This window comes from Rhizobium sp. AN68, assembly GCF_030758035.1.
GTDB classification, from domain to species: domain Bacteria; phylum Pseudomonadota; class Alphaproteobacteria; order Rhizobiales; family Rhizobiaceae; genus Agrobacterium; species Agrobacterium tumefaciens.
Genome location: NZ_JARWMI010000003.1, coordinates 577,221 through 589,828, shown reverse-complemented (window position 1 = coordinate 589,828; position 12,608 = coordinate 577,221). Strand labels below are relative to the sequence as shown.

Here is a 12,608-nt window from a genome sequence, read left to right as displayed (position 1 = left end):
TGGGCTGTCCTATCAGGTCCAAGCACAAGGGTTAAGAGGAAATTGAAACGCAATGGCCGAAAGGACGCATTTCATGGAACTGGCGCTGGCGGAAGCCCGTGCCGCCGGTGAGCGGCAGGAGGTTCCGATCGGCGCAGTCCTGGTTATGGACGGTCGCGTCATCGCCCGTTCCGGCAATCGCACCCGTGAATTGAACGATGTGACGGCGCATGCCGAAATCGCCGTGATCCGCATGGCCTGCGAGGCGCTGGAACAGGAACGCCTGCCCGGTGCCGATCTCTATGTAACGCTGGAACCCTGCACCATGTGCGCGGCGGCGATCTCGTTTGCCCGCATCCGTCGTCTCTATTACGGTGCGGAAGACCCGAAGGGCGGAGCGGTGCATAGTGGCGTGCGCTTCTTCAACCAGCCGACATGCCACCACGCGCCTGATGTGTATTCGGGGCTGGCGGAAAGCGAAAGTGCTGAAATTCTGCGGAAATTCTTTCGCGAGAAACGTCTCGACGAATAAGCAGCCGGCGGGAGATGCAATCTTTCCCGCAGGCCATAAGCCCTTCATTTTATCAGAAGGGGTTCCACCAGGGTTTGCCGGTGTTTGCCATCGCCGCTTCTTTCTTACGGCGCTTTTCCTTCTTCTGCTCCGGCTCACCGAGGTCAGTCAGCTGATCCTGCGGAACGCTACGATATTCCTGCGGCGGATCGGTCAGGAACTTGCGCTGGGCGTTGACGACAGAGCCACCCTGGGCATCTGCCTTGGCCTTGCGGAAGGCTTCCCATTTCTGGCTTTCGGTCATCTGGCCGGCCGTGCCGTTGCCGGCAAGCAGCGGTGAGCGGTAATGCGGATTGTTCTTATTGGCATCCGCCTCTTCACGCAGGCGTTCACGGGTCTCTTCCGGCGATCTGACCCATTGCGGGTTGTTTTCGCGGCTCGCCATGTTCTGCTGCGGCGTCGTCAATTGCTCGGCGCGGGACTGGGCGGGGACAACGAGACCGGGACGCGGGCTGTATTTCAGGTTGCGTTTTTCCTGATCGTTGCCGGTGATCGAAGTCGCGTTGCCGAGGTCGTCTACAAGCTGTTCTGCCGCCGTCTTACCCGTGCCATAGGTCGGGCTCGTGCAGGCGCTGAGCATCACGCCTATCGCCGTGATACCTGCAACCGTGCGGAACATGCTCAAACCCTGCGCGTTATCCTGCCCAAAAGCCTTCATCGTCTTCATAGAAACCCTTCCAGCCGTCCGTCCCATTGCGCCAGACATCGTCTTTCGGCAGGCTGTAGCCCGCATTGCCGTGCAAATCCGGCCATTTTCAGGCAGGTGTACCGGATGAAGAGCTAAAGCGCAATTCATCCGGCCATTTTCCTCGCGCATCGGCCCGAAACTCGAAATCGATTTTTCGACAGGAACGATGCGCAGCAGCTTTAAATCATCCCAGCGCGGCAAGCTCGCGCAGTGCCGCCGCATCACGGGCCGAAACCTCCGGATAGTCCGGATCGGAACCGACATCGGTGGTGATGCGCCAGGAGCGTGCGCATTTTGCGCCTTCCGCCAGCTTCTGCTCGACCACGACCTTTGCGACCTCCGGCAAGCGGAAGCCATCGGCAGGGCCTTCATCGCCGACCACCGAAATGGCCGAGGTGATGCAGATTTCGGCAAAATCCTGCCCGGAGAGAGCCGCCAGAAGATCGGCGTCGGCAATGTGCACGACGGGCGCTGCCTCAAGCGAGGAGCCGATACGCTTTTCACGGCGTTCCACTTCGAGCGCACCGGTGACGACCGTGCGGACCTTGCGGATTTTCTCCCACTTCGCTTCCAGCGCGTCGTTGTTCCACTCCGCCGGGATTTCCGGGAACTGGGCGAGATGCACCGATTCCGCATCCGGATAGCGCGAAAGCCATGCTTCTTCAGTGGTGAAGGGCAGCATGGGCGCAAGCCATGTGACGAGGCAATCGAACAGCTTGGCGATGACCGACAGCGATGCACGGCGCTTCAGCGACGACGGCGCGTCACAATAAAGCGTGTCCTTGCGGATGTCGAAGTAGAAAGCCGACAGCTCCACATTGGCGAAATCGATCAGGGCGCGGGCGATCTTCTTGAAGTCGAAGGCGTCGTAGCCATCGCGCACGACCTTATCCAGCTCGGAGAGGCGATGCAGTACCAGCTTTTCCAGTTCCGGCAGATCGGCATAGGCGATCTCCTCGCCCTTGTCGTGGGCAAGCGTGCCGAGCATCCAGCGCACGGTGTTGCGCAGCTTGCGATACGCGTCGATATTGGTCTGGATGATGGCCTTGCCCAGACGCTGATCTTCCCAGTAATCGGTCGTCATGACCCACAGGCGCAGGATATCCGCGCCGGACTCTTTCATAACGTCCTGTGGTGCAACAACGTTGCCGAGAGACTTGGACTGCTTGCGGCCCTGCTCGTCCATGGTGAAGCCATGGGTGACGACGGCGTTATAGGGCGCGCGGCCACGCGTCGCGCAGCTTTCCAGCAGCGACGAATGGAACCAGCCGCGATGCTGGTCCGAGCCTTCGAGATAGACATCCGCCGGCCACTTCATGTCCGGGCGGTCTTCCAGCGTGAAGGTATGGGTGCAGCCGCTATCGAACCACACATCGAGGATGTCCATGACCTGCTGCCATTTGGCATGGTCATGGTCATTGCCGAGGAAACGTTCCTTGGCGCCTTCGGCGAACCAGGCATCCGCACCTTCAGCCTCGAAGGCCTCGAGGATGCGGGCGTTGACAGCCTCGTCGACCAGAACCTCACCCTGCTCGTCGGCGAAGACCGCGATCGGCACGCCCCAGCTGCGCTGGCGCGACAGAACCCAGCCGGGCCGACCTTCGATCATGGCGCGCAGGCGGTTCTGGCCGGATGCCGGAACGAAACGGGTCTGGTCGATGGCATCAAGCGAACGCGAGCGCAGCGTCGTGCCGTCGCCCAGTTCCTTGTCCATATAGACAAACCACTGCGGCGTGTTGCGGAAGATCACCGGCTTCTTGGAGCGCCAGCTATGCGGATAGCTGTGCTTCAGACGGCCGCGCGCGAACAGGTTGTTGGCCGCGATCAGCGCCTTGATGACGCGCTCGTTGGCATCGCCCTTCTTGCCGTTATCATCCATGACGCGGGCCGCGCCGCCTTCGGCAGACGGGCCGAAACCGGGTGCGTCCTCGGTGTAGAAACCGTCATCGCCAACGGGGAACGGGATGGCCGGCGAAACGCCGCGCGCTTCCAGCTCACGCTGATGCGCGGTCCAGACGTCAAAGTCCTCGCGGCCATGGCTCGGGGCGGTGTGCACGAAGCCCGTGCCTGCATCGTCGGTGACGTGGTCGCCATCGAGAAGCGGAACCGGGAAATCGTAGCCAAGCGACGCCAAAGGATGGGCGCAGGTGATGGCGGCCAGTTCTTCAGCTTTCACATCGCGCACGAACTTGAAGGTCACCTTCGCCTTGGCAGCAGCTTCATCGGCAAGCTTTCTGGCGAAGATCAGCTTTTCACCCGGCTGCGGACCGAAATCGTTCTGCGCGCTTTCGACTTCGAACAGGCCATATTCGACCCGCGAGGAGAAGGCGATGGCGCGGTTGCCGGGGATGGTCCACGGCGTGGTTGTCCAGATGACGACAGAGACGCCGGAAAGAGCTGGCGCAGCGTCCTTCACCGGGAACTTCACCCAGATCATGTCGCTTTCAACGTCGTGATACTCGACCTCGGCTTCCGCCAGCGCCGTGCGCTCGACAACCGACCACATGATCGGTTTGGAACCGCGATAGAGCTGGCCGCTCTTGGCGATCTTCAGCAGTTCGCCGGCGATGCGGGCTTCCGCGTGGAAGTTCATGGTTGTGTAGGGGTTTTCGAAGTCACCCTCGATGCCGAGGCGCTTGAACTCTTCCGACTGAACCTTGATCCAGCCAGCCGCGAACTCGCGGCACTCCTTGCGGAATTCGTTGACCGGAACCTCGTCCTTGTTCTTGCCCTTGGCGCGGTAGGCTTCCTCGATCTTCCATTCGATCGGCAGGCCGTGGCAATCCCAGCCGGGCACGTAATTGGCATCGTAACCGCGCATCTGGAACGAGCGGGTGATGACGTCTTTCAGGATCTTGTTCAGCGCATGGCCGATGTGGATGTTGCCGTTGGCATAGGGCGGGCCATCATGCAGCACGAATTTCTCGCGACCGGCGGCGGAGGCGCGGAGCTTTTTATACAGCCCCATTTCCTGCCAGCGCTTCACCGTTTCCGGTTCTTTCTGCGGCAGGCCGGCACGCATCGGGAAATCCGTCTGCGGCAAATAGAGGGTCGAGGAATAGTCGAATTTTTCTGCGGTGTCGCTCATAATTGTACCGTTGTTGCGCGCCGTGTCGGTCGCGCCGTCTCAATTTCAAAGAGGGCAAATACGGAAAGCGCCATGTCAAATGCCATGACGAGCGCCAAAATCCCGGACCTTCCGGCTCTTCAGAGCGGGCGGAAGGCCGGGCCAATAATTCGGCCTATCTGAACTTTAAACAGCAACCGGTATTGGGACATGGCCGGTTGTTTATGCGGTTTTCCGGCAAAAAGGAAGTGAAAAGCGACGACAATCCGGGACAGGATTATCTGCCCGCTCAAAATGCTATCTTCGCATCCAATTCACTGAGCGGCCGCACGCCTGACAGCATCGCCCGCGCCTCTTCCTCATCCCGCCTGATCTGCGCGACCAGCGGGTCCAAGCCGTCAAATTTCAGCTCGTCACGCAGGTGCCCGAAGAAGGATACCGAACAGACCTCACCATAGAGATCACCGGAAAAATCGAAGACGTAGGTTTCCAGAAGGGCCGCACCGTTATCGGTGACCGTCGGGCGGTAACCGAAGCTTGCAACGCCATCGTAAATCGCCCCGTCGGGGCGGCGGAACCGCACGGCATAGATGCCGGCTTTCAGCTCCGTTTCGGGTGAAAGCGCCATGTTGGCCGTTGGGTAACCCAGCGTTCGCCCCAGCTTCTGGCCGCCGATGACTTCACTTTCCACCGTGAAACGATACCCGAGTTGTCCGGCGGCACCTGCCACATCTCCTTCGCACAGAAGCGAGCGGATACGGCTCGAGGAGACGACATCCGCGCCCTCGTCGCGAAAGGCATCCACGAGCGTCACGTCGAAGCCGTTGCGCTTGCCGGCCGCCATCAGAAATGCCGGGCCACCTTCGCGGCCCTTGCCGAAATGGAAATCAAAGCCGGTGACGACGGCGCTGGCGCCCAGCCAGTCGACCAGAATGGAATTGACGAACTCTTCCGCCGAGCGCTGCGAAAACTCGCGGTCGAAGGGGTATTCGATGACCGAGCGGAAACCGATGGCCTCGAGAATACGTGCCTTCAACGGCGCAGGCGTCAGGCGGAAGACCGGCGTTTCGGGGCGGAAGACGGAACGGGGATGCGGTTCGAAGGTCAGCACCAGTGCCGGAACGCCACGCGCCTCGGCCAGTTCCAGCGCCCGGTCCAGAACGGCGCGGTGGCCGCGATGCACACCATCGAAATTGCCGATCGCGATGACGCCGCCGCGCAAGCCTTCAGGCAGCGGCTCCTTTTTTTCATTGCGATGAAAGACGGTCATTGCAGTCGATCCATTGTTTACGCCGGCTTACGCCAGACGTTTCCTAGGCAAGGCGGGGCATCCACCAGCCGGGAGCCGCGCCCTGCCCCTTCAGATAGGCGTTCAGAAGCGCCTCGTCCGTCTGGCCATTCAGCGTATATTCGGCGGCGTGAATGCCGCCGCTGATATAAAGAAGGTTGAGGCCGCTCGCAATTGCGCCCTTCACATCCGTCGGCATGCCATCGCCGATGGCGAGCACGCGATCCTTCGGGAAATCGCCGCGCACTTCTTTCGCCGCCGCAAGGCAGGCTTCATAGATCGGCGCGTGCGGTTTGCCGGCAATACGGACTTCGCCGCCAAGCTGTTCGTAATATGCGGCCATGGCGCCGGCGCAGGGAATGATGCGCTCGCCGCGCTCTACCACCAGATCGGGGTTGGCACAGATCATCGGCGCCTTGCGGGCGATGAAGCCTTTCAGCATTTCCGTATAATCTTCCGGCGTTTCCGTCTCGTCATCGAAGAAACCGGTGCAGACGACGGATTCCGCTTCCGCCTCGCCGACCCGTTCGACATCGAGACCTTCCAGCAGCGGCATGTCCCGCTCGGGGCCGAGCAGAAAGACTTTTCTCGGGCCTTCCGCGATCAGGCCGCGGGTTACGTCGCCCGATGTGATGATGCGGTCATAGGCCTCATCCGGCACGCCGAGAACGCGAAGCTGGGCGATGACACCGGGGGCCGGACGCGGCGAATTGGTGATGAGCACCACGGTCTTGCCGGCCTTGCGCGCGTCGTGCAGCGCAACCGCCGCATCCGGGAAAGCGCTAACGCCATTATGCAGCACGCCCCAGACATCCGAAAGAACAACGTCGAACCCATCAGTGATTTCGCCGAGGGTGAGAATGCGATGGGCCATGATATGCTTTCCGGGTGCGAAAAAAGGGTGTGCGTCACATGGCAAAGCAGGACGCCGATGGCAAGGAAAAAAGCGGTGCCAGGCCCGCCTCCGGACCACCGGCCACCATCCGAACATAAAACCCCTCTACGCCGAAAACGAAGGTTGCCTGAAAAAGAGCGATTTGTCCGCGCCCGTCAGAGCGTGGAAATTTTCTGTCATGGAACGCTGGTAACCATAGGCCGTGAAATTTTTCCGGCAGTGCGTTCTTGACTCCGGGGGACGCCTCCTTATCTCGGCTTTGCTGGCACTCCAACAAGAGGAGTGCTAACACCCATCACGTGAACCTTCAAAAGGTTCCTGAAGTCATTTGATCGAGGGATTAGGCAATGACAAGCACCAATTTCCGCCCGCTTCATGATCGCGTCGTCGTTCGTCGCGTTGAGTCCGAAGCAAAGACCAAGGGCGGCATCATCATTCCCGATACCGCCAAGGAAAAGCCGCAGGAAGGCGAAATCGTCGCCGTCGGTTCCGGCGCTCGCGATGAGGCCGGCAAGGTCGTCGCTCTCGACGTCAAGGTTGGCGATCGCGTCCTGTTCGGCAAGTGGTCGGGCACCGAAGTCAAGCTCGACGGCGAAGACCTTCTGATCATGAAGGAAGCCGACATCATGGGTATCATCGGCTGATTTCGCCGCACCCATCGTTTCCTTAAATTTCAAGCCGGACCCCGTCCGGCCATTCGAAACCAGGAGTTTTGAAAATGGCAGCCAAAGAAGTCAAATTCGGCCGCACAGCGCGCGAAAAGATGCTCAAGGGCGTCGACATTCTCGCTGATGCAGTGAAGGTCACCCTCGGCCCGAAGGGTCGTAACGTCGTTATCGACAAGTCCTTCGGCGCACCGCGCATCACCAAGGACGGCGTTTCGGTCGCCAAGGAAATCGAACTCGAAGACAAGTTCGAGAACATGGGCGCACAGCTCGTTCGCGAAGTTGCCTCCAAGACCAACGACATCGCCGGTGACGGCACCACCACCGCAACGGTTCTGGCCCAGGCCATCGTTCGCGAAGGTGCAAAGGCAGTTGCTGCCGGCATGAACCCGATGGACCTCAAGCGCGGTATCGATCTGGCCGTTGCTGAAGTCGTCAAGGACCTTCAGGCCAAGGCCAAGAAGATCAACACTTCGGAAGAAGTTGCACAGGTCGGCACGATCTCTGCAAACGGCGAGCGTCAGATCGGTCTCGACATTGCTGAAGCAATGCAGCGCGTCGGCAACGAAGGCGTCATCACCGTTGAAGAAGCCAAGACCGCTGAAACCGAACTCGAAGTCGTCGAAGGCATGCAGTTCGACCGCGGCTACCTGTCGCCTTACTTCGTGACCAACCCGGAAAAGATGGTTGCGGACCTCGAAGACGCATACATCCTTCTGCACGAAAAGAAGCTTTCGAACCTCCAGGCCATGCTGCCTGTTCTCGAAGCTGTCGTTCAGACCGGCAAGCCGCTCGTCATCATCGCTGAAGACGTAGAAGGCGAAGCCCTTGCAACGCTCGTCGTCAACAAGCTGCGTGGCGGCCTCAAGATCGCTGCCGTCAAGGCTCCTGGCTTCGGCGATCGCCGCAAGGCCATGCTGGAAGACATCGCCATCCTGACCGGTGGTACCGTCATTTCCGAAGATCTCGGCATCAAGCTCGAAAGCGTTACCCTCGACATGCTCGGCAAGTCGAAGAAGGTTTCGATCTCCAAGGAAAACACCACGATCGTTGATGGTGCTGGCCAGAAGTCCGACATCGAAGGCCGTGTTGCCCAGATCAAGGCGCAGATCGAAGAAACCACTTCCGACTACGACCGCGAAAAGCTGCAGGAACGTCTTGCCAAGCTCGCTGGCGGCGTTGCCGTGATCCGCGTTGGCGGTTCGACGGAAGTTGAAGTGAAGGAAAAGAAGGACCGCATCGACGACGCTCTCAACGCGACGCGCGCTGCTGTTCAGGAAGGCATCGTACCGGGCGGCGGCGTTGCCCTGCTGCGTTCTTCCACGAAGATCACCGTCAAGGGTGAGAACGACGACCAGGAAGCCGGCATCAACATCGTCCGCAAGGCTCTGCAGTCTCTGGTTCGCCAGATTGCAGAAAACGCAGGTGACGAAGCTTCCATCGTTGTTGGCAAGATCCTCGACCGGAACGAAGACAACTACGGCTACAACGCCCAGACCGGCGAATATGGCGACCTGATCCAGCTCGGCATCGTCGACCCGGTCAAGGTTGTTCGCACGGCTCTGCAGAACGCAGCTTCGGTTGCTTCGCTGCTGATCACCACCGAAGCCATGATCGCCGAACTTCCTAAGAAGGAATCGGCAATGCCCCAGATGCCTGGCGGCGGCATGGGCGGCATGGACTTTTAATCAGTCCTGTCACTGGAATACGAAAGGGCGGTCTTCGGATCGCCCTTTTTTCGTTGCCGCCCATGCCTTTTGGTGATCTGGCGTCGCAACCGCGCCAGACGGGCGGCATTGACTTCTAATCAGTCCTGTCACTGGAATACGAAAGGGCGGTCTTCGGATCGCCCTTTTTTCGCTGCCGCCCATGCCTTTTGGTGATCTGGCGTCGCAAGCGCGCCAGACGGGCGGCATGGACTTCTAATCACTCCTGTCACTGGAATACGAAAGGGCGGTCTTCGGATCGCCCTTTTTTCGTTGCCTCCCATGCCCCTTGTGAGAGCTGGCGCGATATCTTCACTTGCCGGGATCGGGCTTAAAAAATATTGTCTCTTTTTGAAACAGCGATAACTTTAGTCGGCTTGTTTTTGGCAGCGCGTGCAATAATCGGGTGCCGATAGAGGCGAATCACAATTGCCGATGGGGCGGATTTTCGCCCTCTCCAGTTTATAAGCACGACATTTAGTTGTCTTTTTTCATATATTTCGCGATTACGATGAAGGAATACATATTATTTTTGATTTTCTCTCTGACAGGTTGTTGTGGGTAGAAGAAAATAAACTATAAGTCAGCGCCCGTGAGGGTGCCGCGGCGGGATGCAAGCATTGAAGGGGTTCGATGCTTGGCAAGCACGCTCGAATGCGGATGGCGATGAAAAATCAACTTGGCAGCGACGCTTGAGATTGCAGCGCTGGTACGATGTTCATGCGGGGGCGCGATTTGTTCGAAATATCAAGACGCAACGATGCTCTGCCTGCGGCCGCGACAACCATGCCGGATACTCAGACCCTGTCGCATTTCTTTATTTCGGAGGAATGGAGCGGCGATCTTTCGAGCGGCGTCATCAAGCTTGGCGAACATGCATCTTTCATGCATGGGCTGCCGCAGGGTGAGTGCGGCCTGCTCAGCCTGATCCGCTGTTACGATCGGGGTCACCACGACCGCGTGCTCGAAATTTTCGAACAGGCTTCCGCCGCACCCTCACGCTTCTGCTTTTCCACCGGCCTGTTCACCCTGCCGGCAATGCGGCAGCCGCTTATTTGCATGGGCGAATCCTCGGGTTTCGAGATCGGCCAGCAAGGGCGCATTTCGGGGCTCTTCCTGTTTCCGCGTTTCGAGGATATGCGCTTCGCCGCCTAGCGCGTTTCCAGTGAAACTGCGCAGCGGCTTTATGTCAGGAAATTTTTTTAAAACAAATGGATAGATCGAGTCGAATGGTCCCGTTCAAACGGGGATGCGCGCTCAATGTCATTGAACGACATTGTTGGTCGTTCACAAAATGAAGACAATTTGTCTTCTATTGTTCATCTTTATAGAAGCATGATTTTCGGTCATTGATATCTCCAGACATCACCTTGCAGTTTAACCGGCGACACGCCGATCACTTACCGGAGATACTCCATGTCCAGCAGCCAGAACGCTCTCGTTCTCATCGCCCGCATTCTGCTTTCCTTCATCTTCATCTATTCCGGCTTCGGCAAACTCACCGATCCGGCTGGCACTGCCGGCATGATCTCGGGCGCCGGCATGCCTGCCGCAACCGCGCTTGCCTATCTTGCCGGCCTGTTCGAACTCGTTGCCGGTCTTGCCATTCTCGCCGGTTTCCAGACGAAGATCGCCGCATGGGCGCTTGCAGCATTCTGCGTGTTCACCGGCCTCGTATTCCACAGCGGCACCGTTGCCGTTCCCGGTTGGCCTGAGCCTGCTCTCGGCTGGATCAACACGCTGAACGGCATCATGCTGATGAAGAACATCACCCTTGCCGGCGCCTATATCCTGCTCGCAACCTTCGGTGCAGGCGCCTACTCCGTCGACGCAAAGCGCGGCTTCGTTGCCGCCCGCGCCTGAACCCATAGGCTGACCAAGAAAAAAGCCGCCGGAGCGATCCGGCGGCTTTTTTCTTTTGTGCTTTCAGACAGCCGCTTTTATTCGCGCCGCGATCTCCTGAACCGCCGGATCACCTTCGTGCTCCGGCTTGCGGGCGCGCACGAAACAGGCTTCCGAGCGGACGATGATGCCGTCGGAGAGGATTTTCAGGTGGTTAGCTTTCAGCGTCGAGCCGGTGGAGGTGATATCGACGATGATATCCGCCTGCCCTGCCGCTGGCGCACCTTCGGTGGCGCCAAGGCTTTCGACAATGCGGTAAAGCTGAATGCCGTGCTGGCGCGAAAAGAACTGCTGCGTCAGCCGCCAGTATTTGGTTGCGATTGCCAAACGGCGACCATGACGGGCACGGAATTCCGAGGCCACATCGCCGAGATCGGCCATGCTGTCCACATCCAGCCAGATTTCCGGCACGGCGACAACGACATCGGCATGGCCGAAACCGAGGCGGGCGCAGAATTCCACCTGCGCATCGGCGTTGGTCAGCCCCTCTCGCACCAGGTCTTCACCCGTCACGCCGAAATCCACGCTGCCAGCACCAATTTCGCGGGCGATCTCGGAGGCTGAGAGATAGGCAATCTCGATATCGTCGCGCCCTTCGATGCGGCCGCGATAGGACCGGTCGTTACCGACAGCTGCGACCTTCAGCCCGGCGCGTTCCAGAACGGCGGAGGCGTCTTCCTTCATCCGGCCCTTGGAGGGCAAGGCAATGGTGATCATGGCTTATCGCTCCCGCGCACCGTTTCGATGCGATCCAGCCAGAGGGAAAAGCCCACGGCCGGTATTTTTTCCTGCGCGCCAAGCAGCGTCAGCAGCCGGTCAAAACGGCCACCACCGGCCAAAACGCTATCGCTACCTTCTTCCATCACCTCGAAAACGAGGCCAGTATAATAATCGAGCGGACGGCCGAAGGCCGCGCCGTAGCTGACTGTTTCGAGATCGACCCCGGCATTCGCAAGGGCCGCAACACGCTTATCGAAAGCGGAAAGCGCACCGTCCAGTTTCAGCTTCGCCTTCGCGGCGAAATCGGCCAGAACTTGCGAGGCCTGCGGCAAGGGCGCCTGCAGGGCCAGAAACTGCTTGAGCAGTTCGAAACTCTCATCCGGCAGACGCGTGGCGGCAAGCGCCAGCTTTTCCCGCAGACGGCGGGCGATTTCCTGCGGCGAGCGGCTGGCATTGGTGGAATAGCCGGTTTCCTGCATTACCGTGTCGAGATAATCGACCAGCACCGCCTCTTCGCCCGTTGCCAGAAGTCCAGCGACCCGCGCGTCAAGGCCGGTCATGGGCTTGGGGTGCACGAGGCTTTCCAGCAGCGCGTCGAGCTGCGCCATATCGCCGAAAGCCTGCACCAGCCGTTTCTGCCAACCGAGCGGCAGGCCGAGCGCTGCCACAACGGCTTCGAACACCTGCTGGTCGCCCAGCGTGACGGCGAGCGAGCGGCCAGGCAGCAGGCGTTTCAGGATGGCGGTTGCATCAATCACGGCGCGGGCATCGGCGGCGGCGATATCGGTATCGCCAAGATCCTCGATGCCGGCTTGATAAAACTCGTTCGCACCCTCCCGGCGCTGGCGGAAGACCTCGCCCAGATAGGAGTAACGCTTCGGCGTACCCGTCGCTGTCTCGATATGGCGCAGGCAGACGGGAATAGTGAATTCCGGGCGCAGACAAAGGCTTTCACCTGTCTCGCTCTCCGTCATGAAAATACGCCGACGCAAATCCTCGCCCGCCATATCCAGAAACGGTTCGGCAGGCTGGATGACAGGCGTGTTCACACGACTTGTGCGGCGCGCGGCGAATTCTTCCAGTAGCTCTCCGGAAAATTCCGGCATGTCGATCAGGGGCATGGAACG

General features: G+C 59.4%; 11 protein-coding genes. 5 read left to right on the top strand and 6 right to left on the bottom strand.

Annotated elements, in window-relative coordinates; translation table 11 throughout:
• The first annotated feature begins 52 nt into the window (after nucleotides 1–52).
• Complete coding sequence (locus RBH71_RS15850; protein ID WP_004432187.1) at nucleotides 53–511, top strand: nucleoside deaminase; 459 nt, start codon at nucleotides 53–55, stop codon at nucleotides 509–511.
• A 52-nt stretch (nucleotides 512–563) separates the two neighbouring features.
• On the opposite strand, the gene RBH71_RS15845 is transcribed toward RBH71_RS15850, so the two are convergent.
• The 4 genes from RBH71_RS15845 to RBH71_RS15830 form a co-directional block, all read right to left on the bottom strand.
• The gene (locus RBH71_RS15845) at nucleotides 564–1,217 is read right to left on the bottom strand and encodes a hypothetical protein (protein WP_323687412.1); all 654 of its coding nucleotides are present in this window, start codon (nucleotides 1,215–1,217) and stop codon (nucleotides 564–566) included.
• Between the two features lie 205 nt (nucleotides 1,218–1,422).
• Nucleotides 1,423–4,326 (bottom strand): isoleucine--tRNA ligase, encoded by a 2,904-nt coding sequence (ileS, locus tag RBH71_RS15840; RefSeq protein WP_323687411.1) that lies wholly within the window; start codon nucleotides 4,324–4,326, stop codon nucleotides 1,423–1,425.
• 268 nt (nucleotides 4,327–4,594) lie between these two features.
• Nucleotides 4,595–5,575, bottom strand: coding sequence for a bifunctional riboflavin kinase/FAD synthetase (locus tag RBH71_RS15835; protein WP_004432194.1), 981 nt, complete (start codon nucleotides 5,573–5,575; stop codon nucleotides 4,595–4,597).
• A 43-nt stretch (nucleotides 5,576–5,618) separates the two neighbouring features.
• Nucleotides 5,619–6,467 (bottom strand): TIGR01459 family HAD-type hydrolase, encoded by an 849-nt coding sequence (locus tag RBH71_RS15830; protein WP_004432196.1) that lies wholly within the window; start codon nucleotides 6,465–6,467, stop codon nucleotides 5,619–5,621.
• 368 nt (nucleotides 6,468–6,835) lie between these two features.
• On the opposite strand from RBH71_RS15830, the gene groES reads away from it, so the two are divergent.
• The 4 genes from groES to RBH71_RS15810 all read left to right on the top strand — a co-directional run bounded on the left by groES (nucleotide 6,836) and on the right by RBH71_RS15810 (nucleotide 10,722).
• Nucleotides 6,836–7,132, top strand: coding sequence for a co-chaperone GroES (gene groES, locus RBH71_RS15825; RefSeq protein ID WP_003494080.1), 297 nt, complete (start codon nucleotides 6,836–6,838; stop codon nucleotides 7,130–7,132).
• 74 nt (nucleotides 7,133–7,206) lie between these two features.
• On the top strand, nucleotides 7,207–8,841 hold the full coding sequence (groL, locus tag RBH71_RS15820) for a chaperonin GroEL (protein WP_004432205.1): 1,635 nt from the start codon (nucleotides 7,207–7,209) through the stop codon (nucleotides 8,839–8,841).
• A gap of 738 nt (nucleotides 8,842–9,579) precedes the next feature.
• Nucleotides 9,580–10,014: a hypothetical protein gene (locus tag RBH71_RS15815; RefSeq protein WP_025592588.1), complete on the top strand. Its 435-nt coding sequence runs from the start codon at nucleotides 9,580–9,582 to the stop codon at nucleotides 10,012–10,014.
• Nucleotides 10,015–10,275: 261 nt separating this feature from the next.
• A complete protein-coding gene (locus tag RBH71_RS15810) occupies nucleotides 10,276–10,722 on the top strand; it encodes a DoxX family protein (protein ID WP_004432207.1) in 447 nt (148 codons plus the stop codon).
• Between the two features lie 63 nt (nucleotides 10,723–10,785).
• On the opposite strand, the gene hisG is transcribed toward RBH71_RS15810, so the two are convergent.
• Together hisG and RBH71_RS15800 are read right to left on the bottom strand one after the other, a co-directional pair.
• Nucleotides 10,786–11,478: an ATP phosphoribosyltransferase gene (hisG, locus tag RBH71_RS15805; RefSeq protein WP_004432208.1), complete on the bottom strand. Its 693-nt coding sequence runs from the start codon at nucleotides 11,476–11,478 to the stop codon at nucleotides 10,786–10,788.
• Complete coding sequence (locus RBH71_RS15800) at nucleotides 11,475–12,602, bottom strand: ATP phosphoribosyltransferase regulatory subunit (protein ID WP_004432209.1); 1,128 nt, start codon at nucleotides 12,600–12,602, stop codon at nucleotides 11,475–11,477. Before RBH71_RS15800 ends, hisG begins: the two co-directional genes overlap by 4 nt.
• Nucleotides 12,603–12,608: the final 6 nt, after the last annotated feature.

What these genes read in the sequence shown, in the direction of transcription:
- RBH71_RS15800 (WP_004432209.1), bottom strand. Translation starts at nt 12,602, where the DNA reads ATGCCCCTGATCGACATGCCGGAATTTTCCGGAGAGCTACTGGAAGAA.
- RBH71_RS15845 (WP_323687412.1), bottom strand. Translation starts at nt 1,217, where the DNA reads ATGAAGACGATGAAGGCTTTTGGGCAGGATAACGCGCAGGGTTTGAGC.
- RBH71_RS15810 (WP_004432207.1), top strand. Translation starts at nt 10,276, where the DNA reads ATGTCCAGCAGCCAGAACGCTCTCGTTCTCATCGCCCGCATTCTGCTT.
- ileS (WP_323687411.1), bottom strand. Translation starts at nt 4,326, where the DNA reads ATGAGCGACACCGCAGAAAAATTCGACTATTCCTCGACCCTCTATTTG.
- groL (WP_004432205.1), top strand. Translation starts at nt 7,207, where the DNA reads ATGGCAGCCAAAGAAGTCAAATTCGGCCGCACAGCGCGCGAAAAGATG.
- RBH71_RS15850 (WP_004432187.1), top strand. Translation starts at nt 53, where the DNA reads ATGGCCGAAAGGACGCATTTCATGGAACTGGCGCTGGCGGAAGCCCGT.
- RBH71_RS15815 (WP_025592588.1), top strand. Translation starts at nt 9,580, where the DNA reads ATGCGGGGGCGCGATTTGTTCGAAATATCAAGACGCAACGATGCTCTG.
- hisG (WP_004432208.1), bottom strand. Translation starts at nt 11,478, where the DNA reads ATGATCACCATTGCCTTGCCCTCCAAGGGCCGGATGAAGGAAGACGCC.
- RBH71_RS15835 (WP_004432194.1), bottom strand. Translation starts at nt 5,575, where the DNA reads ATGACCGTCTTTCATCGCAATGAAAAAAAGGAGCCGCTGCCTGAAGGC.
- groES (WP_003494080.1), top strand. Translation starts at nt 6,836, where the DNA reads ATGACAAGCACCAATTTCCGCCCGCTTCATGATCGCGTCGTCGTTCGT.
- RBH71_RS15830 (WP_004432196.1), bottom strand. Translation starts at nt 6,467, where the DNA reads ATGGCCCATCGCATTCTCACCCTCGGCGAAATCACTGATGGGTTCGAC.